The sequence below is a fragment of the Geomicrobium sp. JCM 19038 genome (genome assembly GCF_000698125.1).
Taxonomy (GTDB): Bacteria; Bacillota; Bacilli; order Bacillales; family Marinococcaceae; genus Geomicrobium_A.
Window position 1 is genome coordinate 1 of the sequence record NZ_BAXA01000027.1, and the last position, 26,675, is coordinate 26,675.

Below are 26,675 nucleotides of genomic sequence, written 5' to 3' on the forward strand. Positions count from 1 at the left end.
GCTCTAGCTACACTCACCTCGCTCTAGCTACACATCACCTCGCTCTAGCTACACGTTGTTCTCCGCCAACGACTTCTCAATCCACACGGCGGCGAGTGTGCCTTCACCCATTGCAATAGTCACTTGTTCAGCGTGTACACCGACATCACCGGCGGCGTAGATGTCTTGGACGTTTGTTTTTTTCGTTCTTGCTTCAGTAATGAGGTGACCGTTTTCCATTCGTTCGCAGCCTAGTTTGCGTGCGAGATCTGATTGCGGGGTTATTTTCCCGAAGGCGATAAACGCGTGTTTTGCTTCGATTCGTTCGCCAAAATGCAATTTCACCCCGTTAAATTGTTGGTCAGTAATGAGCGGGGATTGAATGCGTTCTTCAATGTATTGAACATTCATGTCTCGTAGTAGTGCTTTATCTTTTTCACGTATTGCTTCTCTCGTATGATTAATATAAATAAGTTCGCTTGCCCAATGATGCAATCGCTTTGCCATATGAACGCCCGATTTCCCTGAGCCTAAAATGAGGGCTTTTTTTCCTTGGACTTCAAATCCATCACAATCTGGACAAATGTATACGGTACTTCCGAGGCATGGTTCTAATTGCGGGAACGGGTTCGGGTCCGTCACACCGGTAGCAAATAAAAGTCGCTTCGCAATATATGATTGTCCAGATCGTGTTAATAATTGAAAATGGTCTGTTCGTTCGATAGCTACGACTTCTTCGGTTTGATAGAGTACCCCGAGCATTTTTCCTTGCTGTTTGCCAATTCTTCTGAGTTCCTCACCACTTACTCCCTCTGGCCAACCGAGGATGTTTCGATACTTTCGACAAAGTGTTGATCTTCCTTTGCCTTTATCAAGGACGAGCACATTTCGCTTATAACGTCCAAGCTGAATTGAGGCTTGAATTCCAGCGATTCCTCCTCCAATAATGACACAATCATAAAGAATCATATTATTCCCCCTAGCATAGCTAGCTTCTGTTCTAGACCCTATTTCTATGCAATAAAAAAAGACTTGCAAATGGATCGCAAGTCTAACGCTCATCTTCAATTTCGTGACGCAATGCATCAACACTGTCTCTTCTTCGACGGTTTTTCTCATCTATATCTTGCTGGTCTTTTTCGCTCATTTCACCTAGATGCGCTTGTTGAAAATTTTCCGCTTCATTTATGTTCTCAATCGTATCATTTATGATTCGTTCGATTCGATCTCCATTGTTTTCTTTTTGACTCATCAATATCACCCCACTGTAATTTACCCAAAAAAAAGCGCAATATGCCTTGGGAGGCATATTGCCAATAGGTATTACATAAAGGGGGATGTTTGAGAGCAAAACGTGGCGAGAACCTCGACAACGTCTTCTCAAATAAGTAATTGATAATGAATATCAATGTCACTTACTATATTAGATGGTTTTCATACGAGTGTCAATAACTAATTGAAAATAATTCTCACTACTTTTCCATTACGTTAATTGTTGCTTCAGACACCGCGATTCCATTCACATAAATCATCACAATATGAGTACCTGGATAGTGCTTTCTAGTTGATAAGTCAGCGAATGAATGCGTTCGTTCTCGTTCAACGATTTCACCAGTGCGATACGTTCGGTCCACAAGAAGGAACTTCTTCTCTGATTGCTTCCCGTTCGCTTTGACGAATTGAATGCCGTACTCGACCCGCATTAATCCTGTTTGTTTTACTGTGAAGCCGTAATGCATCGTAATGCTTTCTCCGATTACAATCGAAGACGGTTCGATGTTCAACACCCCGTCTCGGACTTGTCCACTGTATCCGAAAAGCTCGTACGCTTCAGGGATGCCTTTTCGAATTAACGTTCGGCATCCGTGACGAATGATCCAATCCGTTCGTTCAGATTGCCCTTGCCATGATTTCGCCAGTTTTAAGACGTAGTTTGGGTGGTCTTTCGAAAAATCATTAAGATGATTGGCGACGCTTTTTCGCACGTATTTGGACGGATCTTCCTTTAGCATTTCCAAAATCTCTGTCGTTTTCGTTGGATCTTTAATAAATCCTGACAACGTCTTGCCCCACGGCAATCTCGGTCTAGACCCTTCACTTGCAAGCCTTCTCACGTGCTCATCCTCACTCGTCGCCCACATTTTCATGACATTCACCATTTTAGCTGGGTCTTTTTCGATAAACGGGCGAACGGCAAATTCTGAGCTAGCATGGGGGGTGAAGCGCCGGAGCATTGTTATGGACGTTTCCCAATAATCAATTCCATATTTCGCAACAAAATGAGGAAAGAACATGTAACCCGATGCACCTTTTGCATCTGCTGCGTCCGCTAAAATAGTGACCGCTTCGTCGTAATCAGCCGGTAAATACATTCGGAGGGTTTCCGCAATTTTATCGATTCGATTCATCATTTCGAGGTCTGCCCACGGTTCACGCTGGACGTCTTCGACAAAAGCATCAATGTGAAAATCATGATGCACACTTTGAACTTTCTGACCGACCGTTCGTAAATATTCTTGATTGTACATGTTTTTAATTGCCTCTGCCATCTACTGTCAACTCCTGTTTAGGTAACTTGCTTTTTTACTAGTGTAAGCCAGAACTCGCCACAAAAAACTCCCCAGCATGGGTGCCGCACCCAAAAAGTTAGAGTAAAAACTCACTTTTGGGGTGTTTTGACGTATAAAACTAAAACTGGCTGGTCAAAGTCCGATTCAATATCGAACATCAACCAGCCAATCAGTTGTTTAACAAACTCTAACTTTTTGGGGTCATTACCTGGGTCACTACCATGTGGGGAGTTTTTTCGTTTAGTGCCAACGTTGCGTAAGCATTTTACGTTTCGTATAGAAGTTAATGCCGTCTTTTCCGTTTGCATGAAGGTCACCGTAGAATGAGTCTTTCCAACCTGAGAATGGAAAGAATGCCATCGGTGCTGGAACGTTTACGTTTACACCGAGCATACCTACTTCAATGTCTTCACGGTATTCTCGTACCGCTTTTCCGCTGTTCGTATAAAGAACTGAACCGTTACCGAACTTGGATTTGTTCGTTAGTTCAATCGCTTCTTTGAGGCCTTTGACGCGAACGATTGAAAGGACTGGCGCAAAGATTTCTTCTTGCCAGATTTTCATTTCTGGCGTGACGTGATCAAAAATACTCGCCCCTAAGAAATAACCATTACCAGCTTCAGTTGGCACATCTCGTCCATCTCTTATGAGCTTTGCACCTTCACCAATTGCTTCTTCCATTTGACTTTTGACTTTGTCTAAATGGCTTTGGCGGATGACCGGCCCTAATGTAATGGAACGATCGCTGCCATCACCCATTAACAATTCATCAGCTGACTTCTTCAAACGTTCAACGAGTTCATCAGCAATCTCTTCAACAGCAACAACAACTGCAGTGGCCATGCAACGTTGACCTGCGCTTCCGAATGCACCGCTCGTAATCCCTTCAATTGTTTTATCAAGATCTGCGTCTGCCAATACGATCGAGTGGTTTTTTGCTCCAGCTAACGCCTGTACTCTTTTACCATAGCTCGCACCTGTTTTATATACGTATTCAGCGACTGGTTGTGAGCCAACGAAACTAATCGCTGGTACATCTTCGTGTTCCAACAAACCGTTCACAACGTCATGCGCACCGTGTACAAGGTTCAACACCCCTTTTGGAATGCCTGCTTCGGTTGCCAACTCAACGAGTCTTTCTGCAAGAAGAGGTGTACGTTCTGAAGGTTTCAGAACGAACGTATTTCCTGTTGCAATCGCAAGTGGGAACATCCAACATGGCACCATCATCGGGAAGTTAAACGGTGTAATTCCACCAACGACCCCAACTGGATAACGATACATTCCCGATTCAATCCCTGTTGCAATCTCTGGCAAACTCTCACCCATCATTAATGTCGGTGCTCCTGCTGCAAACTCCACGCACTCAATTCCACGCTGTACTTCCCCGTATGCATCATCAAACGTTTTACCGTTCTCTTTCGTAATTAATTCAGCAAGCTCATCATGCTTTCCAATGAGGAGCTGTTGATAATTAAACAAGTAGCGTGCACGCTTTGGCACAGGAACTTTCTTCCATGATTTAAAGGCCGCTTTTGCAGCTTGTACAGCATCATCAACATCTTCTTTCGTTGATAATGGCGTTCTAGCAATTTCTTCACCTGTTGCTGGGTTTGGAACAGATTCGTATTCTGACGTCTTCGCTTTGACCCATTCACCGTTAATATAATTAGTTAGCATGTGTCTCGCTCCTTTTTGTGTATGAATAGTTCATCAGTTGATCGTAAAGTTCCACAATCTCTTCTTTTGACGGCACTTTCGGATTTGTTGCAGGGCTTCCACTAATCAGCGCGTCTTCAGCCATCTTTTCTTTGACTAGATCAAACGCTTCTCGGTCAATTCCCCATCCTGAAAGGGTTGGAATCTCAAGCTCTTCACATAAGTGCTCAATCTCTTCGACGAACCAATTACTAAGCTCTTCATCGGATTCATCTTTAACATCTTTATTGATCATTCTCGCAATTGTTGCGAGGTCTTCTTGGCAGTCTACTTTCGTATATTTCAATATGATCGGAAGTAACATTGCATTCGACACGCCGTGAGGTACGTGGAACACAGCTCCTAATGGACGCGACATTCCGTGTACGAGACATGTCGATGCGTTAGAGAACGCCATCCCTGCAAGCATTGAACCGTAAATCATTTGGTTCCGAGCTTCCAAATTATCGCCGTTATGATAAGCTTCACGAATGTTCGCATAAAGCAACTCAATCGCCTGAAGGCTCAACGTGCGTGTGAATGGTTGTGCTTTTCGACTTATGAGTGATTCAATAGCATGTGTGAGTGCGTCAACACCGGTCGCGGCAGTTACCGACTTCGGGGTTGAGACAGTTAATACCGGATCAACGATCGCAACAAGTGGCATAAAGGCTTGTTGTTTGATCATCATCTTAATGTCTTCTTTCGTATCTGTAATGACCGTAACATCCGTCGCTTCAGACCCTGTCCCACCTGTCGTCGGGACGGTAATAAGGGGCAGTGGCTTTACTGTTGCTATTTGTTTTTGATTCATATAGTCATGAATTCGCCCCGTGTTGGTCGCAAGCACCGCAACGGCTTTAGCTGTATCAATGCAGCTACCACCTCCTAAAGCAATCACATGATCACATTGTTCAGCTCTCAACAACTGCAACGCCTCGTCGACGTATGTATCTTTCGGTTCAGTCTCCACGCCTAAGTAATTCACATAAGAAACGTCTGCCGCTTGCAAATGATCATGAAGTTGCTGGACATTTCCGAGCTGTTCCATTATTCGATCACTTACGATTAAAGCTTTCGATCCTAGCTTGTTCGCTTCTTCACCGACGCCTAAAAAGCTGTCCTTACCGTAATGAATGATTTGAGGAAGATGTACAATACGTTTTACCAATGGAATCCCTCCTTACTACGCTTTATTGCAAAAGCGATGCCAGAGTGAAACCGTTGTTGTTCTAAGTCGTACGTTTTTGCACTGTCGCAAAATGCGACAATTACTGTTGCAACTTCCGATACAGTGTCGCACGATGAATGCCTAGTTTCTCAGCTGCCTTTGTTTTATTCCCTCCTACTTCTTGAAGTACACGCTCAAGTTCTGAACAATCATCATCAATCTCTAACTCAGGGCTTGTAAACGGCTCGGTAGGTGGTCCACAAGTACGTGTTGTCCATCCGTCATCGTAACAACATAATCTACCACATTTACGAGCTCTCGAACGTTACCGGGCCAGCGATACTGCAATAACAACTGCATTGCTTCTTCACTAATTGCTTTTTTCTCAATTCCATACTCTTGAGCAAGGCGCTCCATATGAAAGCCTAGTAATTTAGGAATGTCTTCTTTTCGCTCTCGCAAAGGCGGTACTGTTAAACGAATAACATGAAGACGATAAAATAAATCTTGTCGAAATTGACCTTCTTGAACGAGTGATTTTAAATCTTTGTTCGTCGCAGCGACAATTCGGAAGTCGCTATGAATGACTTGTTCACTACCGATTCTGACAACTTCTTTCGTTTCAAGTATACGGAGAATCTTCGCTTGCATTGATGATGACATTTCTGATACTTCGTCGAGAAACAGGGTTCCACCGTGAGCTTGTTCAAACTTCCCACGTCTTCCTCCTTTACGAGCATCCGTAAACGCTCCACCTTCATAGCCAAACAGCTCAGACTCGAGCAAGTTCTCTGGAAATGCTGAGCAATTGATGGCCACAAACGGTCCTTCTGCCCGCGAACTCATATGATGAATGCCTTGTGCAAACAACTCTTTCCCTGTTCCGCTTTCACCTTGAATGACAACAGATGCTTTCGTTCGCGACGCTTTTCTTGCAAGACTTTTCACTCGTTGGATGCTTGCGCTTTTGCCAATCATCGTTTCAAATGTTTGCACTGCACCTTCTCGTTCTGTGTTTACAGCCCCAGCCTTTGATGCAACTTCATGTTGTAAAATGCGATGCAACTCGGTCATTCCTTCAAAGATTAGCATCCCGACTGCCCCGACAATCTCGCCTTCTTGCCAAATCGGAAGTCGATGAACGACCATCTTCTGACCTTGGATCGTTTGGACTTTACCCCGCTCTGGAATGCCCGTTTTTACAACTTGATGAAGTTCTGTGTTATCAATGACAGACGTCACGTCACGCCCGATCACATCACGTTCTTTCAGTCCACCAAGAAAATCTCGGTACGATTGATTCATCGAGGTAATCGTTTGATTACGATCAATGATGACGATCCCTTCATACGCAGAGTCAAAAATTAAAGATAATGTGGCACGATCTTGATCTTGGACCGTTTGGAGCATGCGTTGGGTTATGACACCAACGATTCGCTCGCCGTCAGTCACAACCGATAACGTTCGCTGTTCAACAGGGAATGGGTCGCTTTTCTTAACACATTGAATCGGTAACAACTCGTGTTTTTGAAGAATGTCTTCACCCGAACTTTCCACTAGACGCTTTGCAATGAATTCAAGTGTCACCGTACCAATCGGTTGGTGGTGTTGATCAATGATAACAATTGAATGCTCCGTATGCACAACGATCATTAACCACGTTTGAATATCCTGATTTTCAAATGCCACGATTGTCGCTCGCTCGCTTTTTTCACCGCACGTAAACGTTTTGTACGTAACATCCATGTTCACGCCAACTCGCCCTGCTTTCGAAGTTCATACTCTTCCTTTAACATACTCATCAGTACTTCATCACGTCTAATGCCGTTCACATGAACGGCTTGCCGACGAGCGCCTTCGCGAACAAACCCATTTTTTTCATATGCTCGGATTGCCCTCACATTATGGGACAACACCTCAAGTTCAAGTGGATTTAATTGCAATGTTTCAAACACGTACGCTTGCAGCAAACGCACTGCTTCACTCTCGTACCCTTTGTTCCAATCTTTGCGTTGATGAAGGGCAATTCGAAATCCACAAACAGAATGATGTTCGTCAATATCTATAATTGCCGCATCGCCGATCGTTTCTTTCTGACCTTGGTGATAAATTGCAAAGTCATATCTTGTTGAATCTTGAACAAATCTCTCATACGCATCTTTAATCTGCTCTTTCGTAAATGTGTGTCTCGTACCCATTAAATCTAAACTTTCTGAATCACTCATACTTATAAAAATGCTGTCATAATCCGACGAATCAATGGATTTAAGTTGTATGTTCATTACATTTACTCCTTCCAATTCTCGCAAAAATATGTTTAAGTCTTAGTGGAGGCATTTATTTTATAGTTTTTATACATAGGTAAAGTGAGGTCTTGCACGTGAATTCACAGCAATTTTCGCCATATATCACGTTCGAAAGAACCCAGTGGGCAGATTTTAGACAAATGAGCGACTGGTCACTAACCGATGTCGATTTACGCGAATTACAAGGATTAAATGAGCGACTGTCGATGACGGAAGTGGCTGACATTTACGTCCCACTCTCTCGTCTTTTACATTTACATTATACCAAAGCAAAAGAATTACATCAGGATACAAACCGATTCTTGCAATTGGATACGCTTACAGTTCCTTTTATAATCGGGATCGCAGGAAGTGTCGCAGTTGGAAAAAGCACCACGGCTCGGATCATTGAACATTTAGTATCCCAATGGCCTGGAAAACCACGAGTTGAACTCGTCACAACCGATGGATTCTTATACTCCAATGAACAACTCGAAGAACTCGGTCTCATGAAGAAAAAAGGCTTCCCGGAGAGCTTCGACGTATCGCGTCTCTTTAGGTTTTTATCTGAATTAAAATCCGGAGAAGAGCGCGTCACCGCTCCTCTTTATTCACATATGAAATACAACGTTCTACAAGATGAAGAGCAAGTGTTAATGCGACCAGATGTCGTTATTGTGGAAGGGATTAACGTTTTGCAACCACCGAAGCTTGAAAAACACCAAGCGAGAACGTTCGTGTCAGACTTCTTTGACGTTTCTATGTACATCGATGCCGAAGAACCGATGATTGAACAATGGTACAAAAACCGCTTCAACTTACTTAGAAAAACATCGTTCCAACAGCCAGAATCCTACTTCCAGAAATTCAAAGACTTAACTGAAGACGAAGCACGAGCCGTCTCAGATCGTATTTGGAAAGAAACAAACCGTGTAAATCTCGTTGAGAATATTCTTCCGACGAGAAACCGCGCCGACCTAATCTTACAAAAAGGTGAGGGCCATAAAGTCGAACGGATTCACGTTCGAAAGTTGTAAAAAGGAACGCTGCATGCAGCGTTCCTTTTTACTGTTCTTCTAACACGTCGATCAACTGCTGAAACCCTTTTTTAGCTTCTTTAAACGTGAACATCGGATACATATGCATCATGCTTTTCGCTTCGATGTATGTAACGTTTTTCCCTTCACCTTCTGCCTTCTCTACGAACTTCTTTACATCTGGCTGTAAAATATCATGCGTTCCCATGAAAATCGTAAGCTCCGAATCAAAATCAGATGTACCATATGCTGGGCTGATCAATGGGTTATCCAACTCCAAATCACCAGCGTACCAGCGTCCCGCCTCTTTAACACCAGGTGTCGCTAAAAATACATCTTTGCTTTCTATTTTTTTAATGGCAGTATTCGTCATGGACACGTCTAACCACGGTGAAATTAGTATGGTTTTGTCAGGCTGCTCTTGATCGTTTTCTTTTAACTTTTGAACGAGCGATAAAGCAAGCCCTGCCCCTGCTGAATCCCCCATAATGACATCTGGAAAGCGATCGTGAAGAACCTCTTCAGTAGCAGCGATCGTTTCTTCGTACGTATGTTCAGGTGCTAACGGATACAAAGGAACAGTGATTGTACAAGGGAAGTGTTCAATGATGCGTTGTAAGAAATACCAATGAGTGACCGTAATATGGTGAACATACGCTCCGCCATGCAAATAAAATAGATGACGTTTCGGAGTCTCGCCCTTTGGACGCAACACATAGACAGGAACATTGCCATAATCTAATCGTTCTACATCCAAGTTCGTTAACACCTTCAATGGCGGCGTATAATCTAGGTGCCGTCTCGTTTCAATCCCTTTTCGCAACGACTCACCCGTTTGTTGCCAAAACTGCTTTCGCCTCGTCACTTTTAACATGAATTTGAACATTCGACTCCCTGCACTTTCCATCCGCTGCCTCCTCTACGCTGTTTTATTTTATTATACCAAACTGCTACTCGAACACTGAGCACTTTGTCGAACGAACAGTCTTCCACTACGTTCATTTGTACATTTCTTTTTCATCGAATTGACTGATTTATACGAGTCCCCTTTTCATTCATATGCTATATCACGAATAGAATGAAAGGATCAATTGAATTATTGCCCGGAAAACAAACAAGATGCAAACAATAGTACGGTAATTATTAGTCCTATATCCCCGAACGAACAAAGGTTATGGAAATGACTACAATCTCAGTAGGATTTTTCCCTTTTAGTGTAAGAGTAAACGCACAAACAAATATGATTAAACTCGCAATGAGTTTGACTAAGTGTTTCGGTCATTGATGTACAATAAATCTAGAACCCGGTAGAATATCGGACCTGGCCCGTGCTGAGTAAGCGCGAAAGGGGAAGTGTACATGATGGGAGCCTGCCATCTAGTATCGTTGTTCTTGAGGTTAGCTCATAATAAAAACGGCCCCGTCGTCGGGACCGTTTCCATACTTCATTTAATTGCTGGCTGTAATTGCTTTTGCAATTGTTACTGTACGCTTTGCTTGGTTTGCAACAGCTTCATCAAGTTTGTTTTCTTGAATGTTCCCTTCACCGTCAACGGTTGCGCTCGTTCCGTACGGGTTACCGCCTGATTCAAATGTAACTGGGTCTGTATACCTGGTGCGGCAATAATTGTTCCCCAGTGGAACATGGTTTTGTAAAGAGCAAGAACCGTTGCTTCTTGACCACCATGTGGGTTTTGCGCTGAACTCATCGCACTTACGACTTTGTTAACAAGCTTTCCTTGAGCCCAAAGACCGCCCGCTTGGTCGATGTATTGTTTTACTTGACCTGGTACGTTACCAAAGCGAGTTGGTACGCTCCAAATGATGGCATCTGCCAGTCAAGATCGTCCATTGTTGCTTCTGGTACATCTTGTGTTGCTTCATAGTGCGCTTTCCATGCTGGATTAGACTCAATCGCTGCCATCGGTGCAAGTTCTGGAACTTTAACTAGCTTGACTTCTGCGCCTTCTTTTTCTGCAGCGTCTTTTGCCCAGTTTGCCATTTTGTAGTTTGTTCCTGTTGAACTGTAATAGATAATTGCTACTTTAACCATGATATCCTTCTCCTTTGTTGGTTCTTTAGTATGGTCTTTCCCGAATAATCTAGCTAAAAATCCCATAATTTCTCTCTCCCTCTCCACCTCCTACGTAAAATTAAAGATGGTTAATCGTCCGAACTTCAGCCGGACGAAGGTTTGCTTCGATTTTGTCCCGGTCTGATTCATACCACTCTGGAAGCTTTAACTGCTCACCCATCGTCTTGTATGACTCGTCATGTGCAAACCCTGGAGGGTCTGTCGCAATTTCAAACAACAGTTGGCCACGCTCACGGAAATAAATCGCGTTAAAATACTGACGATCTTGAACTGGAGTCACTTGATATCCAGCATTTGCAACATGCTTTTGCCACTCCACTTGCTCATCATCATCTTTCGCGCGATAAGCAATATGATGTACCGTTCCAGCACCTAGACGACCTGTCCCCACATTGTCAGCATACAAATCAATCGTTCCGCCAATGGCTGCGTTCGATGAAAAGCGGATAAATCCGTCTTGTTCTCCGACTCGCTCAAAGCCCATCGTCTCTTCTAATAATGTTGCGGTTTCTTTAACGTTAATTGAAAGAAGTGTCGCACCACTAAATCCTTTAATGGCTTCAATTTCGCTTATGCCGTTAAACGGCCACTGACTGTTTCGTCCTGATTCTTGCTCAACAAGCGAGAGTTGAAGCCCATGTGGATCTTCGAATTGAAGGTGTGTTTGACCGAAGCGAGTTGTTTCTTCATACGAGACGCTAAATTTCTCAAATCGCTTCTTCCAAAAATCCATCGTTCTCGGTGGAATCGCAAAGTCCGTTCGACCGACTTGCCTCCACCGATTGCGCCTTTATGAGCACCTGGCCAAGGGAAGAACGTCATAATCGTGCCTGGACTGCCATTGTCATCTCCAAAATACAAATGATACGTCCCTGGATCATCGAAATTAATGGTTTTCTTCACGAGCCGCATCCCTAGAAAACTGCATAGAAATCAACATTTTCCTGAGGATCACCAACGATTGCCGTAATATGATGTATTCCTTTTGTTTTCATACTTATGCCTCCCTTTGTTTAGGATGTCCAGAGTTAGAAAGGATATTGATTACAACCAATTACATTATCTTTAATTCGAGATAATTGGGCAAAAAATATGGAATTAATTTATCTCTAATTTGAGATAATAGTAACAAAAAGCCTTGCGATATGTCAAGACTTTCTATCACAACTTTGTTGATTTGCCCAATTTCTTTAGAAGATCAATGGCCTTTTCCTTTTCTTCTGAATCTAGCCCTTCCATAATGGACTCAATCGCTTCTACATGACTTGGGAAGATCTCATCCATAAACGAACGGCCTTTTTCCGTTATCGAAACGAACGTAATTCGTCGATCATTTGGACACGGTTTTCGTTGCGTGTAACCTCTTTTTTCCAATTTGTCTACGACATACGTAATGGAACTACTTGCAATCAATACTTTTTCTCCGATTTTCTGGACAGGCTGATCCCCTTTATTGTAAAGAAGTTCAATCACTGCGAACTCTGTTGGATTTAACCCGTGCGAGCGAATATCATGTTCAACATTTCTTTTCACTGATTCAAGTGAGCGTGTCATTACAACGAATAGTTTTAGTGCTAAAGCTTGTTCTTGATTCCATTCAGTTGTTGTCATTTTCTAACCACCTTCGTATACCTCATTATAACACCGTTACTCTTTCACTTCACTAGGTCTCCTCTGTATCATTTAAAGACATTGACAAGGGAGGACTGAACTCCTACGCTAAACATGAAAAGAGGGATCAATTTGAACAATAACGAAATTGAAAAGAAAGTTGTCGAGCAGTTTCAACAAGACGAGAACATGATGATTATGGTGTTTGCGCAGTGGTGTGTGAACCATGACCTAGACCCAGTCGAGCTATACGAGCGCGCATATCCATCACAATCGATGCATCCAGAACATCGGAAAACGATTGACGATGTCACTGTTCCAAAAGAAGAAGCTGAAGACATTGACACAGCTACCGTATTATCCGTGTTACAACTATTCGGGAATACTGATTTAGCTGCCATCGTAGAGGAACAATCGCGCAAAAACAAACCTTCGTCCGATTAAGGCCGAAGGTTTGTTTTTTAGAAGAATAAGAAATGTGCCATGAAGGCGATAATCGGTAGTGTAATTAATGTACGAATAATAAATACCAACACCAAATCTAACAAGTTAAGCGGTAAGTTAGAGCGTAAAATAAGTACACCCACTTCCGACATGTAAACCAACTGTGTCATCGATAAACAAGCGATGACGAATCTCGTCAGTTCACTATCAATGCCTGAACCGACAATAGCTGGTAAGAACATATCAGCAAACCCAACAACTACTGCAACAGCTGCGTCAGAGGCTTCTGGAATTTGTAGCAATTGCAATAATGGTACGAACGGATACGAAATGATATGGAAAATTTGCGTGTATTCCGCAATGATTAACGCAAGTGTCCCTAAACTCATAACGAGTGGTAGTAGTCCGAACCAAATGTCTAATACATTTTTCGTTCCTTGCTTAAGCATCACACCTGCACTAGGAGTATTCGACGCCTTCGTTACAGCTTTATGGTACCCCCATTTAAAGACTGAAGTGTTTTCAGGGACAGGATCTTCTGTTGTGATCTGTTCTGCACGCTCATAATACTTGTCTTTCTTCCATGAAAGAGGAGGAATTCTAGGTGTGATCACTGCAGCTATAAATCCTGCGACACAAACCGTAATATAAAACTGTATGAACATGTGACTAATATCCAAAAACTGCACAATTAGAATACTAAACGCTATTGAAGCAATGTTAAAGTTTGTCGCAATGACCGCAGCTTCACGTCCAGTATAAAACCCACGTTCATATTGTTGCATCGTAACGAGAACTCCAACCGTACCACTACCAAGCCATGAAACGATCATATCCACCGATGACCGACCAGGAGCGGTAAATAACGGACGCACAATTCTACGTAACAACGTACCGAAAAATTCCATTAAACCGTATTCCGTTAGAATCGGTAAGAACAAACCAGCAAACAAAAACCACGTAAACAATACTGGAACGAGAGATCCAAGAACTTCTCCTCCTGTGGCACTATCCCAAATCCAGCTTGGTCCAATTTGAAAAATAACGATAATCGCAAAGATTGCGCCGAGAATTCTCCATACTAACCATACATTACTTACATAAAACAAATCTCGAATAAACCCATTATTCATCAAGCCTGTCGGTTGGACCTTTGAGACGATGATTGAACCGACTGCAGAGATAACGAGTAAGATTGTTACAATCATCGGGATGCTTCCACCCATTAACGCTTGTACGTACGAGGCCATAATTCCAACACCGATCGTAACTTCATCACCAACTGGGATTGGAATTAAGAACATACCGATTCCTAAAATAGCAAAAATGATAAAACGCCAATGGCTCGCTTCTTTTACTTGCGTATTCATATGTCCTCCAAGATGTGTAATTTTTCTATGTCATACTAAAACGCAAGAAACGTGCCAAATAATAAAACGATGAACGCTACAATTTGATCCAAAAATAAATCAAATTAAGTTAATTTTGATTTATTTTTGGATCTCGATTTGTTTTTGAATCGATTTTGTACTCTTTTAACTTTCGAACGACAGAAGGTTGGCTCAATCCAAGAAGCTTACTCATCTCATACGTCGTATTGCACTCATCAAATGCAAGTTGTAACCAATGTTGTTCTACCTTTTTCAACTCTTCTTTTAATTGAAACCCTTCACTTAATAAAGGTTTACCTTCTGTAGCCGGTAGCGAGCGACGTTCTTTTGATTCAAAGATTCCTTTCAAATCTTCCACCGTTACGAGTTCTTCTGAGCTCGTTAACAATAAACGTGATAAAAAGTTCTCGAGTTCTCGCACGTTCCCAGGCCAGTGATAATGGTAAAGACGTTCTAACACTTGAGGGTGGAGCTTTCTCTTCAAATCATAACGCTCATTTATTTCTTCAACCTTTTTAAAGATTAACCCTGGAACGTCTTCACTACGTTCGCGTAATGATGGGACGGTGATTGGAATTACATTAATGCGGTAATACAAATCTTCACGGAACAACCCTTTCTCGACGAGTTGTTCTAAGTTGCGGTTCGTTGCGGCTACAAGGCGGAAATCCACATGTTTCTCGACTCGTCCACCAATTGGAGTGACTTTCTTTTCTTGCAACACTTGCAGTAACTTTCCTTGCATTTGGAGAGGAATATCCCCAATTTCATCAAGAAAAAGTGTTCCCTCGTCTGATAACTCAACAAGGCCAATCCTGCCTTGACGATCCGCGCCGGTAAATGCCCCTTTTTCATAACCAAACAACTCAGCCTCGAACAGCGTATCAGGAATCGCGCTACAGTTAATCTCGATAAATGGTCCATCAAGTCGCTTGCTTTCTTTATGAAGCTCACGGGCAAACATACTTTTTCCAACTCCAGATTCTCCGTAAAAGATGACAGAAGCGTCTGACGGGGCTGTACGACTAATCAATGTCTTAATGCGACTAATCGCCTTACTCTCATGAACGATCGAATGAAATGTCTGCTCTCTCGTTCGCAACACATCCAGTTCATTTTGATAACGTTCGCTTTGCGCTTGCAAGGACTCGTATTCCTTTTTCATTTCCTGAATCTCAGTGAGGTCATGCGAAACGCTAATGACTCGAACGATCTCTTTTTTCTCATCGCGAACGGGAAAAGCTGTTGCCATGACCGTACGACCGGTTACAGTTGCTTGCATGACTTGTTGTTGCTTCCCCGTTTGCATCACGAGTTTCGTAATTGAAGGTTTGAAGACTCCTTCAAGTTCCAGCTGTTCGACATTTCTTCCAATTAATGCGTTGTGAGTGACCCCGTAGATTTCCGCACAACTGGGGCTTGCTCGTAGCACATGCCCTCTTCCATCTGTAATCACGATATTATCAGTTGAATGATTGAGCACCGCATCTAGTTCTAAATCTAAGTTGTTCGCCATTCACGTTTCACCTCACTACAAAGTTGGTATAAATATTGCATTAAAAGAGTGTTAGATCGTGATAAGGAGTGTTATAGATGTATAAACCTAAAGATTCTTCAACATCCCCACGCTTTAGTGGCGTAAGAACATTCATGCGTTTGCCTAATATTAAGACGACCGAAGATATTGATTTCGCTGTACTCGGTGTTCCATTTGACACGGCTGTTTCAAATCGAACAGGAGCCCGTTACGGCCCTGCACATATTCGCGATTTTAGCGTTTTGTTGCGACCATACAACGCGTCCCAAGACATTAACATCTTCGATCATTGCTCTGGTGTAGATTATGGTGACATTGACATTATTCCAGGAAACATTCACCGTACATATGAACGAATTCAAGAAGGACTAAAACCTTTACTAGATAAAGAAATTCGTCCAATTATTCTCGGTGGAGATCATTCAACATCCCTCGGTACGCTGCGTGCATTTAAAGAAAAATACGGTCCTGTCGCACTTGTTCACTTTGATTCACATAGCGATACGTGGGACAACTACTTTGGTGAAAAATACATGCACGGTACCCCGTTCCGTCGAGCAGTTGAAGAAGGCTTGATTGATGTCGATCATTCTATACAAGTCGGTTTACGTGGCCCGCTTTATGGACCAGAAGATGTAACTGATCCACGTGACCTTGGGTTTGAAACGATTCTAATGGATGAAGTTCATGATCTTGGTGTTGAGAACGTGTTAAAGCGCATTCACAAGCGTGCTGCCGGTGCACCTGTTTTCGTTTCTTTTGATATCGATTTTGTTGATCCTGCGTATGCGCCAGGAACAGGAACACCCGAAGTTGGCGGCCCTACAAGCCATGAGGCACTTCAATACGTTCGTGGTTTGAAAGGCTTGAACATCTTAGGCTTTGACCTTGTAGAAGTGCTCCCTGCATACGACAACGGAGACATTACCGCAGCGCTTGCTTCAGCTGTAGCGTTCGAAATGATCTCTCTTGTTGCCTTAGAAAAAGCTGGACGTTTGTAAACGCATTATCTTTCATAATCCAAAGAAAAGCAATGGGAGCGGTCTCCCATTGCTTTTCTTAAACATTCCGATAGACCCGACTGTAAAAGCGCATCTCTGCCATCGCTGTTACAAACTCATTAACAAATGTACTTGCTTCTCGTTCGACAATCACACCAGGCTTGCCGGTAATGTTCATTTGTTCAATGATCACCGCGCCTTCTTCCGTTGCACCGATTGGCTTGAAATGATTGTATGTGTCGCGTACAAAGTTCCTCGCTTTCCTCATGAAATAACGACTCGGATCGCTTCCCCCAATGACGTACAACCCATCGTATAGAAGAGGTGATCCTGTTAGGAATGTCTCATCAATGGAGTACTTAACACTATCTGTTCCTTCGACATCTCCAAGTCGCTCCCCGACAAAAACAAGTTCCAGTCCTGCTTCTTCTAACTCACTTAAAACGTATTTCGTTTCATTTCCGTCAAATCCATCAGCAATGAGCACACCCACTCTTAATGTGTTCGGATAGCGGGGTTGATTTATTAAGCTTAAAGCTGCAGAAGACTGTTGCACCGAAACTTGAGAGACATTCGGTCGTTTCACCCCTACTTCTTTCGCCACAAGTGCGGCTAGCTCATGGTCGATTTTACCGAGCATATTCACAACACGTTGGCGAACTTCAATCGTTTCGACTTTTCCAAGCTCAAATGAAAAAGCTTGAATGATATGATCTTTCTCAACAGGACTCATACTGTTCCAGAAAAGCCGCGCTTGAGAATAGTGATCTTCAAAACTAGGAGCCGTCTTCCGAACTTTAATACCTTCAACAGTTGATGGATACGTACTAAATCCACCTTCTCGTGGCGGCACTTCTTTCGGCGTATTGCCCGCTAAATAATTGTTATGGTAAGCCACTTGCCCTTTGTTAATTGTAATACGACCTTGACCGTCTCGTTGATTATTGTGGATTGGGCAAACAGGGCGGTTAATCGGGAGCTCTTGATAATTTGTACCGACGCGATACAATTGCGTATCAGCATAGGAAAAGACTCTTCCATGAAGGAGCGGGTCATTTGAGAAGTCGATGCCCGGCACGATCTGCCTGGATGCAGTGCACTTTGTTCCGTTTCAGCAAATACGTTATTAACATTGCGATTCAACGTCATTTTACCGACGATTTGAACAGGAACTTCTTCTTCTGGCCATAGTTTCGTCGCATCTAAAATATCGAAATCAAACATGAACTCATCATCTTCGGATATTATCTGCAGACCTAATACGTATTCAGCAAAATTGCCCATTTCGATATTGTTATACAAATCCCGCCGATGAAAGTCCGGGTCTGCGCCTCCGAGTTTTTGCGCTTCATCCCAGATGAACGAATGGGCGCCAAGCACTGGTTTCCAATGAAACTTCACAAAATGCGAAGTCCCTTCACGGTTGACGAGTCGAAACGTATGAACGCCAAACCCTTCCATCATCCGAAAGCTTCGTGGGATTGTCCTGTCAGACATAATCCACATCATCATATGAGCCGATTCAGTATTGCTACCGATAAAATCCCAAAACGTATCATGAGCGGTTTGACCTTGAGGAAATTCAGTGTGTGGCTCAGGCTTTACAGCGTGGATCAAGTCTGGGAACTTGATGCTATCTTGTATAAAGAAAACAGGTATATTGTTACCTACAAGGTCAAAATTCCCTTCATCTGTATAGAACTTTGTCGCAAATCCTCGTACGTCTCGATTCGTTTCATTTGCCCCTCTTGATCCTGCGACTTGCGAAAATCGAACAAACACCGGTGTAATTTTGTTTGGATCTTGTAAAAACGACGCTTTCGTTAAATGAGCTAACGATTTATACACTTGGAATTCTCCGTGCGCTCCGTAACCTCTTGCATGCACGACTCGTTCTGGGATTCGTTCCCGATCAAAGTGAGCGAGTTTCTCTTGAAACAAAAAGTCTTCGTGTAAAGTCGGTCCACGCAGACCTGCTTTTAATGTATTTTCGTCGTTAGAAATCTTCGTTCCTTCATTTGAAGACATTTCCTTTCCTTTATTATCTTGTGTAAATTTATCTAACTGATGGTCTTTGTCATTCCAATAACGGTCTTGATCTTTTGCCAACGTACACACCTCCCTCCTATATCTATATTAGAAGGGAATTCTCATATGCACGCTTACTCATACATTTCAGCTTCAACATCCCAAACGTTTTGTTGTTTTCGTAACATCACAATTTGTCCGATATGATAACCCGTATGAATGACCATATTCGCGACCATCATCGCCCACGTTTCATCTGTATATTCACTAATCTGTTGTTCCCATTCCCATTCTTCTGTTTCTTGAATGACTTGCATCCAATCGTCCATAATTGTCGTGATTGTCGCAACAGTGACTTCCCAATCCATCTCTGTCCCAGAAACAAATGTATCTTCATTCCGTTCTTCAATCGGTGGTACAGGTTCACCTTGAAAACGGTCCAGACATCGACCATTGTAGGTAATTAAGTGATTCACAATCTCATGGATGCTATGAAGATCAACACGCTCTTTCCAATTTGCTTGTGCCTCGTTCACTCCAGCTAATGCTTGTTGCAAACACGCAAACCAATGGTTCTCATCATGACATGCCGACAATTGTCTGAGAAAAACCTGCTGTGCTCCCATGCGCCACTGTACCCCTTCCATATCGCTTTAAAGAATACCTATTCCACATCGATTACAATTTTCCTGCTACATTTCCATGAACCGACTCAACGACCATGACATACAATAGACTATTACCTAGTTAGAAAGGGAGTGCAATGATGCCTCGTGAAAGTTATCATCTATGGCGAAACAGTCGTAGCAACACACGTCAACGTCACGGAAAAAAGCGTCACGGATATCGAGTAGAAATCAACAACAATTTAATTAACGGTCCCGGAGTTGTTGGTGGAGGTCAAACCCCTACAGTCCCTACTACCCCAACACCGCCGACAGTTCCAACCATTCCCACAGTACCTACGACACCTGCAACAACAAATGAATAACCAAAAACCCACGGGCAAATTGCCTGTGGGTTTTTGGTTAAGAGCTCATTGATTCTCCACCATCGACGTGTAGCACTTGACCGTTACGTGCCTTGAATCATCCGAAGCTAAATACACATACGTCGGAGCTAACTCAAAAGGCTGAGCCATTCGATCAAAGAGATTTAAACCGTGCAACGCATTTTCATCTGAAGAAAAACTTGCAGGAATGAGTGGCGTCCAAATTTTGCCTGGCGCAACTGCATTAACACGAATCTTTTTCGGGGCAACATTCCGAGCTAACGCCCGTGTAAAACCGACAATCGCGCCTTTCGTTGCGGTATAATCCATCAGTCTTGCTTCACCGACATACGTAACGACCGATGCTGTATTAATAATTGCATCTCCTGCTTGTAAATGAGGTACTGCCTCCCGAGTCGTATAAAAATGAGAGTATATATTAATCTTGAACGTCTCATCAAATTGTTCGTCACTAATATCCATGATTTCATTTTGATGAAATTGAATGCCAACGTTATTGACGAGTATGTTTAATCTACCAAAGGTTTGGATCGTTTCTTGTACAATTTTTTTACACTGTTCCTTATCACTAAGATCGCCCGGCAACAAAAGGCATTGTTGCCCTAATTGTTCTATTCGGCGTTTCGTACGATTGGCATCGTCATGTTCATCCAAATAAGAGATTGCAACATCTGCGCCTTCTTTTGCATAGCTAATCGCCGTTGCAGCTCCAATCCCACTATCTCCGCCGGTAATAAGCGCAACTCTACCTCGAAGTTTTCCACTACCTTTATCATTTGGATTCTCCACAATGGGTCTTGGCACCATCACATCTTCAATACCAGGTTGGCGTAATTGTCGTTGCTCAGGTTGAGCTAAAGGAATTTCTTCATAGCGCTTTATTGTACCCAGGTTCGGATACTGAGGATATGGATCAATGATTAAATTCTCTTCGTACCAGCGCTGATACTCACGGATTTCTTCCATTTGCTCTTGAGATAATTTATCACTCACAAACGACCAACTCCTTCATCCACAGCTTATGCTGGGCAGATGCGGATGTGAAAGAAGTCAAGCTCAAGTTACGTATTAAAGCGTAACGTACGATATGGAGGTGTTTCGATGAATTCCATTGAATTTTTCCCAGAAGTTACTCGCCTTTTTGAAACGAGTCCTGAGCCGCTCGTGATGAACTATACGGACCATGTATTTCTAGTACCTTCGAGCTCTTTTCGTCCACCTTACTACACAGAAGCACGATACGAACCTTACTATTCGGATGTCTAGGAGATTCAAAAAAGACAAGTCACCAAGCAGGCCACTTGTCTTTTACTTAAGGGTTTCGCTCAAATGTCGCTTTCGCTAATTGGGTAATCGTCATATCGTCCATCGGTGGGTTGTGTAACCCTGCACGTACGTCCCGGTAATACCGCCCTAACGGATTACCTGTTGCAAGACTTCTTGCACCGACAACACGCATTGAAAGATCGACAATCGTTTGCGCGTCATTTACGACACTATGCTTTACGGCACCAAGTTCAAGCTTCATATTGTTCCGCTCTTCATTGGAGCTTTCATCCCATTTTTTTGATACTGCATAGAGAAAATGCCGATTTCTTACACGCAACAGTTCAGCTTCACCGATCTTTTGTTGCACGTTTGGCAAGTCGGCAATTGTACCGTCAATGCTATTCGGGGAGTGATTGTTCGCGGCGCTTGCGCTGTATGATAAAGCCGCCGTTGCGATTCCTAAATACGTGACTGGAATATGCAGAAGCCACCCTGCAGCGTCTTTAAAGCCTGGGGTTAACGTTTCGACGTAATCTTTGTCACGGACAATCACACGGTTTAAAATTAAATCATCACTGCCAGTTGCTCGCATCCCGAGCGTATCCCATGTATTCTTGACAGCAACTCCGTCGAGGTCACGGCGAATGAGGAAGTTCCCTACCTCATCACTACCTTCAATCGCAGCACTCACAACGAAATAATCAAGCGTCGGCGCCAGTGTCGTAAACGTTTTCCGTCCAGTAATTTCATAGCCACCGTCCACTTTTACCGCGGTTGTCTCAGGTTTCCCTCCCCTTGTAGGACTACCTGTTGCGAGTTCACTTGCGGCATTATTAAGAAGCGCTCCGTTCTCAATCACATCGCTTACGACTTCTCGGTACACTTCGTCATCCCATGTCCTTTTTTCACCGAGGGTCATGATAATTCCCATATGCCAGCCGATCGCTAACGCCGTCGAGCCATCTGCTTTCGCGATAATTTCTTGAAGCTCTAGCAATTCGGTAAGCGAGATCCCCTTCCCACCATACTCTTTTGGTACACTTAACCCTGGGTAACGAATACTTTTCAGGGTAGTAAAATTCTCGTGGGGAAAGCTACCTTCAGCGTCGTGTTGATGCGCACGTTCTGCGAACGCTTCTACCGTTTTTGCTAAAAACTCTTTCCGTTCTTGTTGGTTGCTTAAAGCGAACATATCTGACATCACTTTCTCAACTCCTTTGTGTAAATAATACTAAATCCATCTGAATAATGCACCTACAGTGAATTAGAAGTTCATGATAAAATAGTGAAACTTACCTAGATACTAAATCGTATCAATTAAGTAGAAGAAAGGAGCGTTATGAATGACAGTCGTACTCATCGTTTTACTTTTAATCGTAATTGGAGCTGCCGTAGCGATCGGTATATTCTGGTTCAGCTCGTACAACCGTCTTGTGAAATATCGAATGTGGGCGGAGGAAAGCTGGGCACAAATTGACAACATGCTTAAACAACGCTATGACATGATCCCAAATCTTGTTAACACCGTAAAAGGATACGCCAAACACGAACAAGAAACGTTAACACAAGTCATCGAGAAACGTAATCAAATGCAAGATTCAAATGTGTCACGTAATGAGCAAATGCATGCAAACAATGAAGCGGAACAAATGCTCGGCCGTTTATTTGCTTTACGTGAGGATTACCCCGATTTAAAAGCAAATGAAAACTTTATGCACTTACAACAAGAACTTACCTCAATGGAGCGTAAGCTCGCCTATTCAAGACAAACGTACAATTCAACCGTTCGCGACTATAACATCGCCGTGCAATCGATTCCGACGAACTTCGTTGCAAATGTACACAACTTCCTGCAATATGAAATGCTTGAAACGCCGGAAGAAGAGCGTGAAAATGTAAAAGTAGAATTTTAAGGCGGGTCGCATGAATCGATTAAAACAAATTCAACATAATAAAAGAAAAACCGTCGTCATCGTTACTGGCTTTATTTTATTCGTTCTATTTGTAGGGGCGGCTCTTACGTACAGTTTGTACGGCGAGATCTTTACAGGCTTATTAATGGCACTTGTTATTGGTGGCGGCTATAGTGCAATGATGATCTTCAGCAGTACGAACGTCGTTATGCGGATGAACCATGCTCAAGAAATTACAGAGCGCTCCCAAAACGTTCAACTATGGGAGATGGTTGATAACATGGCGATGGTTGCTCGCATCGAAAAGCCACGACTATTCATTATTAAAGACAATAGTCCAAATGCTTTCGCAACCGGAACTTCACCCAAGAACGGTGCGGTTGCGGTAACGACAGGTCTAATGGACCACTTAAACCACGATGAACTTGAAGGTGTTATTGCACACGAAGTTGCCCACATTAAGAATTACGACATTCGATTATCAACGATTGCAGTGGCGCTCGTTTCAGCTGTTGCCATATTATCTGATCTCGGTATGCGAATGATGTTCTTCTCACGTGGTGGCAATAATAAGCAGCATCCGTTCGTTTTGATATTAGCGCTTGCATTAGTGATTCTATCACCGCTCATTGCCGTGCTCATTCAAATGGCGATTTCAAGAAACCGTGAATACCTTGCGGATGCAAGTGCAGCAGAACTTACGAGAAACCCTGAAGCGCTAGCTTCTGCATTGCAAAAGATTACTGGCGTTGACACACCGGTAAGAGAAGCGTCAAGCAGCTCTGCTTCTCTTTATTTCGCAGACCCACTAAAGAAAAAAGTATCGGGGTTGTTTTCGACTCACCCAGCCCCGAAAGAACGAATTGAACGGTTAATGAAAATGTAGAAAGAAGCGAAAAATTCGCTTCTTTCTTTTTTCATAGTAAAACGATCGCTTTTGTGGAATAATAGATTAAGTTTGAAGAAAAAGGAGCTCAGATCTAGATGTTCGCACAAGTTAATGGAACACGATTATTCTTTGATGTTGAAGGATCAAGTTACGTACCCGAAGGTCCAACAATGAAAAAAAGACCCGTTTGCATCGCGATCCACGGGGGACCTGGAAGTGATCATTCCGATTTCAAACCGTGGTTAAGTCCACTTCAAGATACAATGCAAATCATTTACGTTGATTTGCGAAACAACGGCCAATCTGAACGCGTTGACTTAGAAACGTGCACGATGGAAACGATGGCTGATGACATTGAAGCTCTTCGTAAGTACTTAGGATTGGACAAAGTCTCCGTACTCGGTCATTCTTTCGGTGGTATGATCGCTCAAATTCTCGCTGTCCGTCATCCACAAGCGATTGAGAAATTATTACTTATTAATACCGCTCCAAGTCATCACTTTTATGAAGATGCGTTAGCATTTGCACAGCAAGTGGCAACCCCTAGACAGTTGGAGCTCATACCAAAACTGTTCGAAGGCAACCTTGAAAGTGAAGAAGCTCAAGTTGAGTGGTGGGCAGAAAACTACGGTCTTTATTTCTATCATCAAGATGAAAAGATCATGTACGAAACGGGACACCGCCCCATTGAATCGCTAGGCATTAGTAATTATACGTTTAAACATATCATGCCTCATTACGATTACCGTGACGCGATCACGGCAATTAAAGCACCTGTATTTATTGCATCTGGTCGTCATGATTGGATTACACCAACGTCTCAATCAGAAATCATGAACCAACTCATCACGAATGCAACGCTTTACGTCTATGAAAAAAGCGGTCATAACCCGTTTATCGAAGAACAAGAACTATTTTTATCTGATATTCGCCGCTTCGTAACGAAGGAGGACTGAGTATGAGCGTGGAAATCCTCGTCATTTTGCTCGTCGCCGCCGTATACTTCGGTGGCCTCTTATACGTTGGATTTAAACTTTCGAAGACGATGCACTCGCTCGATGATTATATTTTAGGCGGACGTAACTTGCTTGGTTCGTCTTAACTCTAACGTTTGCTGCAACAGTCGCTAATACTGCAACAGTAATGGGGCAACCCGGCTTTGCCTACTCTAGCGGTTTTACATACGTATTCTGGGCAGCACTCTCTGCAACGACAATCGGAATTATTTTACTGAGTCGTTTCGGTGCACGGTTACGTGCAATGAACTTAATGACCATTAGTGACCTTGCAACCGCTCGTTTTGGAAACAGCCGCCGAGTCGAAGTGTTAATGAGTGTCTGGCAAGTCAGTTGGGGGATTTTCATTATCGGTATGTCCCTCTTTGGGGTCTCGCTGATCATTGAGGTCATTACCGGCATTTCTTGGGCGTATAGCATCGGTCCAATCGCCATTGTCACCATTCTTTATACGATGACCGGTGGATTAAAAGCGTCGTATTAACTGACGCATTGCAAATGCTCATTATCGTACTTGGAGTTACGTCATTGTTCTTAATGCTTACGTTCCAGCACGGGTTCTTTACGAATTTTATGAGCGATTACGTAGGTGGTGATGGGTTTACACTCTCCTCAACTGCTGAAGAGCTGACGTTATTCCCTGGATTTACGGATTTATTTACGTTACCACCTGAAATGACGCTGTTTGCGTTAATCGCCTACATTATAGCGACGTCTTTTTGGATTCCAGTCGACCTTGGCTTCGTACAACGGTCGCTTGCAGCTAAATCAGTCAAAGACAGTCGCCGCGGTGTGTACAGCTTCTTCGCGTTAGATTGGTTTAACGCTTGGATTCTCGTATTAATCGGAGCCTATGGTGCCGTATTGTTACCTGGACTTGTGAACACCGATGAAGTTGTCATTCGACTCGTTCAAGACACATTACCACTCATTGGTGCTGCACTTGTCGTGACAGCTGTTGCAGCCGCTGCAATGTCGACCATTTCAACATATTTGAATGCAGGTAGCGGCATTATCGTTCATAACATCTTAAAAAAGATCAAACCAACCATGACCGACCGCCAGCAGTTAAAGTACACGCGTGTTTTTACAGCGGTCATCGGAATCGTTGCCATCGGATTCGGTCCATTTATTTCTTCTAACGGTATTGTAATTGCCGCTGTTGGAATCCAAATTATCTTAATTTCAACGATTGTCCCGCTCGTCTTCCTTGCTTTGTACTGGAAGAAGATGACAGAGAAAGCTGCCTTTTGGGGCTGTCTTATTACATCAACTGCCACGATTGGTATGATTATTCAAGTTGGTGGTGTGTGGGAAGCATTTGCCGGTAGCGGTTTTCTCGATATTCCTGTCATTCTATGGGGTCTATTACTCGCCTTTACGCTTTACATCGGAATTAGTCTCATTGACCGTACCGACGGGCAATCACTCATGTCCAAAGAGTGTAAAGCGATGTTTGCCAACAAAGATACCGTCGATTCAAATAAAGACATTATTGTTCTTGGTGGCGTATGGGTTGGTCTATTTGCGATCATGCTTATCAATCGTTATTCGACTGAACCACTGCTTTTCCACCGTTATCAGGACCTTTTAGCATCGTGACAGATCTTGTTTTCATTGCAATAAGCATTGCGATCTCGATTTTTGCTATTTATCTCGTAACGAAAGTGATCGCCCATGTAAAAGAAGAGTTTTTCGCTAAATCATAACAAAAAAACTCGCCCAAATT

Annotated in this window: 23 protein-coding genes and 5 pseudogenes; 10 read left to right on the forward strand and 18 right to left on the reverse strand. The window is 43.0% G+C overall.

The window, feature by feature from the left end:
* Positions 1–48: 48 nt before the first annotated feature.
* The 8 genes from JCM19038_RS19905 to JCM19038_RS19935 all read right to left on the reverse strand — a co-directional run bounded on the left by JCM19038_RS19905 (position 49) and on the right by JCM19038_RS19935 (position 7,700).
* Complete coding sequence (locus JCM19038_RS19905) at positions 49–948, reverse strand: NAD(P)/FAD-dependent oxidoreductase (RefSeq protein ID WP_042421229.1); 900 nt, start codon at positions 946–948, stop codon at positions 49–51.
* 82 nt (positions 949–1,030) lie between these two features.
* Entirely contained in the window at positions 1,031–1,231 is a 201-nt protein-coding gene (locus JCM19038_RS19910) for a hypothetical protein (RefSeq protein ID WP_042421232.1), read from the reverse strand.
* Positions 1,232–1,451: 220 nt separating this feature from the next.
* Positions 1,452–2,528, reverse strand: coding sequence for a DNA alkylation repair protein (locus JCM19038_RS19915; protein ID WP_042421235.1), 1,077 nt, complete (start codon positions 2,526–2,528; stop codon positions 1,452–1,454).
* A gap of 261 nt (positions 2,529–2,789) precedes the next feature.
* Positions 2,790–4,229, reverse strand: a complete 1,440-nt coding sequence (locus JCM19038_RS19920; protein ID WP_042421238.1) for a CoA-acylating methylmalonate-semialdehyde dehydrogenase — start codon at positions 4,227–4,229, stop codon at positions 2,790–2,792.
* Positions 4,219–5,418 (reverse strand): iron-containing alcohol dehydrogenase, encoded by a 1,200-nt coding sequence (locus JCM19038_RS19925; protein ID WP_042421241.1) that lies wholly within the window; start codon positions 5,416–5,418, stop codon positions 4,219–4,221. The genes JCM19038_RS19920 and JCM19038_RS19925 overlap by 11 nt, the downstream gene beginning before the upstream one ends.
* Before the next feature lie 100 nt (positions 5,419–5,518).
* Positions 5,519–5,638: a helix-turn-helix domain-containing protein gene (locus JCM19038_RS25650; protein WP_081831937.1), complete on the reverse strand. Its 120-nt coding sequence runs from the start codon at positions 5,636–5,638 to the stop codon at positions 5,519–5,521.
* Positions 5,639–5,640: 2 nt separating this feature from the next.
* Positions 5,641–7,164 carry a sigma 54-interacting transcriptional regulator gene (locus JCM19038_RS19930; protein ID WP_238554502.1) on the reverse strand — a complete coding sequence of 508 codons (1,524 nt, stop codon included), beginning with the start codon at positions 7,162–7,164 and terminating at the stop codon, positions 5,641–5,643.
* 2 nt (positions 7,165–7,166) lie between these two features.
* On the reverse strand, positions 7,167–7,700 hold the full coding sequence (locus JCM19038_RS19935) for a GNAT family N-acetyltransferase (RefSeq protein ID WP_042421244.1): 534 nt from the start codon (positions 7,698–7,700) through the stop codon (positions 7,167–7,169).
* A gap of 98 nt (positions 7,701–7,798) precedes the next feature.
* On the opposite strand from JCM19038_RS19935, the gene coaA reads away from it, so the two are divergent.
* Positions 7,799–8,740, forward strand: coding sequence for a type I pantothenate kinase (gene coaA, locus JCM19038_RS19940; RefSeq protein ID WP_081831938.1), 942 nt, complete (start codon positions 7,799–7,801; stop codon positions 8,738–8,740).
* A gap of 28 nt (positions 8,741–8,768) precedes the next feature.
* Here coaA and JCM19038_RS19945 read toward each other — a convergent pair whose 3' ends face one another.
* The 4 genes and pseudogenes from JCM19038_RS19945 to JCM19038_RS19960 form a co-directional block, all read right to left on the reverse strand.
* Entirely contained in the window at positions 8,769–9,647 is an 879-nt protein-coding gene (locus JCM19038_RS19945; RefSeq protein ID WP_042421247.1) for an alpha/beta hydrolase fold domain-containing protein, read from the reverse strand.
* Positions 9,648–10,189: 542 nt separating this feature from the next.
* A pseudogene (gene wrbA, locus JCM19038_RS19950) lies at positions 10,190–10,793 on the reverse strand (NAD(P)H:quinone oxidoreductase).
* Between the two features lie 100 nt (positions 10,794–10,893).
* Positions 10,894–11,836, reverse strand: a pseudogene (locus tag JCM19038_RS19955) (ring-cleaving dioxygenase).
* A gap of 160 nt (positions 11,837–11,996) precedes the next feature.
* Positions 11,997–12,446 (reverse strand): MarR family winged helix-turn-helix transcriptional regulator, encoded by a 450-nt coding sequence (locus JCM19038_RS19960; RefSeq protein WP_042421251.1) that lies wholly within the window; start codon positions 12,444–12,446, stop codon positions 11,997–11,999.
* Between the two features lie 189 nt (positions 12,447–12,635).
* On the opposite strand from JCM19038_RS19960, the gene JCM19038_RS19965 reads away from it, so the two are divergent.
* On the forward strand, positions 12,636–12,890 hold the full coding sequence (locus JCM19038_RS19965) for a hypothetical protein (protein WP_238554503.1): 255 nt from the start codon (positions 12,636–12,638) through the stop codon (positions 12,888–12,890).
* Between the two features lie 17 nt (positions 12,891–12,907).
* On the opposite strand, the gene JCM19038_RS19970 is transcribed toward JCM19038_RS19965, so the two are convergent.
* Both JCM19038_RS19970 and JCM19038_RS19975 read right to left on the reverse strand, forming a co-directional pair.
* Positions 12,908–14,260 (reverse strand): YjiH family protein, encoded by a 1,353-nt coding sequence (locus tag JCM19038_RS19970; protein ID WP_042421257.1) that lies wholly within the window; start codon positions 14,258–14,260, stop codon positions 12,908–12,910.
* Between the two features lie 109 nt (positions 14,261–14,369).
* Positions 14,370–15,797 carry a sigma-54-dependent Fis family transcriptional regulator gene (locus tag JCM19038_RS19975; protein ID WP_042421260.1) on the reverse strand — a complete coding sequence of 476 codons (1,428 nt, stop codon included), beginning with the start codon at positions 15,795–15,797 and terminating at the stop codon, positions 14,370–14,372.
* Positions 15,798–15,874: 77 nt separating this feature from the next.
* Here JCM19038_RS19975 and speB point away from each other — a divergent pair, with 77 nt between their 5' ends.
* Entirely contained in the window at positions 15,875–16,819 is a 945-nt protein-coding gene (gene speB / locus JCM19038_RS19980; RefSeq protein WP_042421263.1) for an agmatinase, read from the forward strand.
* A gap of 58 nt (positions 16,820–16,877) precedes the next feature.
* Here the strand turns inward: speB and JCM19038_RS19985 are convergent.
* Positions 16,878–18,928, reverse strand: a pseudogene (locus tag JCM19038_RS19985) (catalase).
* Positions 18,929–18,981: 53 nt separating this feature from the next.
* A complete protein-coding gene (locus tag JCM19038_RS19990; RefSeq protein WP_042358624.1) occupies positions 18,982–19,473 on the reverse strand; it encodes a DinB family protein in 492 nt (163 codons plus the stop codon).
* Between the two features lie 140 nt (positions 19,474–19,613).
* Here JCM19038_RS19990 and JCM19038_RS19995 point away from each other — a divergent pair, with 140 nt between their 5' ends.
* Positions 19,614–19,838 (forward strand): hypothetical protein, encoded by a 225-nt coding sequence (locus tag JCM19038_RS19995; protein WP_042421266.1) that lies wholly within the window; start codon positions 19,614–19,616, stop codon positions 19,836–19,838.
* Positions 19,839–19,875: 37 nt separating this feature from the next.
* Here the strand turns inward: JCM19038_RS19995 and JCM19038_RS20000 are convergent.
* A pseudogene (locus JCM19038_RS20000) lies at positions 19,876–20,825 on the reverse strand (SDR family oxidoreductase).
* 135 nt (positions 20,826–20,960) lie between these two features.
* On the opposite strand from JCM19038_RS20000, the gene JCM19038_RS23040 reads away from it, so the two are divergent.
* Positions 20,961–21,125 (forward strand): hypothetical protein, encoded by a 165-nt coding sequence (locus JCM19038_RS23040; RefSeq protein ID WP_193745175.1) that lies wholly within the window; start codon positions 20,961–20,963, stop codon positions 21,123–21,125.
* A gap of 46 nt (positions 21,126–21,171) precedes the next feature.
* On the opposite strand, the gene JCM19038_RS20005 is transcribed toward JCM19038_RS23040, so the two are convergent.
* Positions 21,172–22,329, reverse strand: coding sequence for an acyl-CoA dehydrogenase family protein (locus tag JCM19038_RS20005; RefSeq protein WP_081831935.1), 1,158 nt, complete (start codon positions 22,327–22,329; stop codon positions 21,172–21,174).
* 142 nt (positions 22,330–22,471) lie between these two features.
* On the opposite strand from JCM19038_RS20005, the gene JCM19038_RS20010 reads away from it, so the two are divergent.
* The 5 genes and pseudogenes from JCM19038_RS20010 (at position 22,472) to JCM19038_RS20030 (ending at position 26,548) form a co-directional block, all read left to right on the forward strand.
* Positions 22,472–23,041: a LemA family protein gene (locus JCM19038_RS20010; protein WP_042421269.1), complete on the forward strand. Its 570-nt coding sequence runs from the start codon at positions 22,472–22,474 to the stop codon at positions 23,039–23,041.
* Positions 23,042–23,051: 10 nt separating this feature from the next.
* A complete protein-coding gene (htpX, locus tag JCM19038_RS20015) occupies positions 23,052–23,927 on the forward strand; it encodes a zinc metalloprotease HtpX (RefSeq protein ID WP_042421270.1) in 876 nt (291 codons plus the stop codon).
* Positions 23,928–24,025: 98 nt separating this feature from the next.
* Positions 24,026–24,886, forward strand: coding sequence for an alpha/beta fold hydrolase (locus JCM19038_RS20020; protein ID WP_042421273.1), 861 nt, complete (start codon positions 24,026–24,028; stop codon positions 24,884–24,886).
* A 2-nt stretch (positions 24,887–24,888) separates the two neighbouring features.
* The gene (locus tag JCM19038_RS23045; protein WP_193745176.1) at positions 24,889–25,032 is read left to right on the forward strand and encodes a hypothetical protein; all 144 of its coding nucleotides are present in this window, start codon (positions 24,889–24,891) and stop codon (positions 25,030–25,032) included.
* A 41-nt stretch (positions 25,033–25,073) separates the two neighbouring features.
* A pseudogene (locus tag JCM19038_RS20030) lies at positions 25,074–26,548 on the forward strand (sodium:solute symporter).
* Positions 26,549–26,675 lie beyond the last annotated feature (127 nt).

What these genes read in the sequence shown, in the direction of transcription:
- JCM19038_RS19905 (WP_042421229.1), bottom strand. Translation starts at nt 948, where the DNA reads ATGATTCTTTATGATTGTGTCATTATTGGAGGAGGAATCGCTGGAATT.
- JCM19038_RS19910 (WP_042421232.1), bottom strand. Translation starts at nt 1,231, where the DNA reads ATGAGTCAAAAAGAAAACAATGGAGATCGAATCGAACGAATCATAAAT.
- JCM19038_RS19915 (WP_042421235.1), bottom strand. Translation starts at nt 2,528, where the DNA reads ATGGCAGAGGCAATTAAAAACATGTACAATCAAGAATATTTACGAACG.
- JCM19038_RS19920 (WP_042421238.1), bottom strand. Translation starts at nt 4,229, where the DNA reads ATGCTAACTAATTATATTAACGGTGAATGGGTCAAAGCGAAGACGTCA.
- JCM19038_RS19930 (WP_238554502.1), bottom strand. Translation starts at nt 7,164, where the DNA reads ATGGATGTTACGTACAAAACGTTTACGTGCGGTGAAAAAAGCGAGCGA.
- JCM19038_RS19935 (WP_042421244.1), bottom strand. Translation starts at nt 7,700, where the DNA reads ATGAACATACAACTTAAATCCATTGATTCGTCGGATTATGACAGCATT.
- JCM19038_RS19945 (WP_042421247.1), bottom strand. Translation starts at nt 9,647, where the DNA reads ATGGAAAGTGCAGGGAGTCGAATGTTCAAATTCATGTTAAAAGTGACG.
- JCM19038_RS19960 (WP_042421251.1), bottom strand. Translation starts at nt 12,446, where the DNA reads ATGACAACAACTGAATGGAATCAAGAACAAGCTTTAGCACTAAAACTA.
- JCM19038_RS19965 (WP_238554503.1), top strand. Translation starts at nt 12,636, where the DNA reads ATGATGATTATGGTGTTTGCGCAGTGGTGTGTGAACCATGACCTAGAC.
- JCM19038_RS19970 (WP_042421257.1), bottom strand. Translation starts at nt 14,260, where the DNA reads ATGAATACGCAAGTAAAAGAAGCGAGCCATTGGCGTTTTATCATTTTT.
- JCM19038_RS19975 (WP_042421260.1), bottom strand. Translation starts at nt 15,797, where the DNA reads ATGGCGAACAACTTAGATTTAGAACTAGATGCGGTGCTCAATCATTCA.
- speB (WP_042421263.1), top strand. Translation starts at nt 15,875, where the DNA reads ATGTATAAACCTAAAGATTCTTCAACATCCCCACGCTTTAGTGGCGTA.
- JCM19038_RS19990 (WP_042358624.1), bottom strand. Translation starts at nt 19,473, where the DNA reads ATGGGAGCACAGCAGGTTTTTCTCAGACAATTGTCGGCATGTCATGAT.
- JCM19038_RS19995 (WP_042421266.1), top strand. Translation starts at nt 19,614, where the DNA reads ATGCCTCGTGAAAGTTATCATCTATGGCGAAACAGTCGTAGCAACACA.
- JCM19038_RS23040 (WP_193745175.1), top strand. Translation starts at nt 20,961, where the DNA reads ATGAATTCCATTGAATTTTTCCCAGAAGTTACTCGCCTTTTTGAAACG.
- JCM19038_RS20005 (WP_081831935.1), bottom strand. Translation starts at nt 22,329, where the DNA reads ATGTCAGATATGTTCGCTTTAAGCAACCAACAAGAACGGAAAGAGTTT.
- JCM19038_RS20010 (WP_042421269.1), top strand. Translation starts at nt 22,472, where the DNA reads ATGACAGTCGTACTCATCGTTTTACTTTTAATCGTAATTGGAGCTGCC.
- htpX (WP_042421270.1), top strand. Translation starts at nt 23,052, where the DNA reads ATGAATCGATTAAAACAAATTCAACATAATAAAAGAAAAACCGTCGTC.
- JCM19038_RS20020 (WP_042421273.1), top strand. Translation starts at nt 24,026, where the DNA reads ATGTTCGCACAAGTTAATGGAACACGATTATTCTTTGATGTTGAAGGA.
- JCM19038_RS23045 (WP_193745176.1), top strand. Translation starts at nt 24,889, where the DNA reads ATGAGCGTGGAAATCCTCGTCATTTTGCTCGTCGCCGCCGTATACTTC.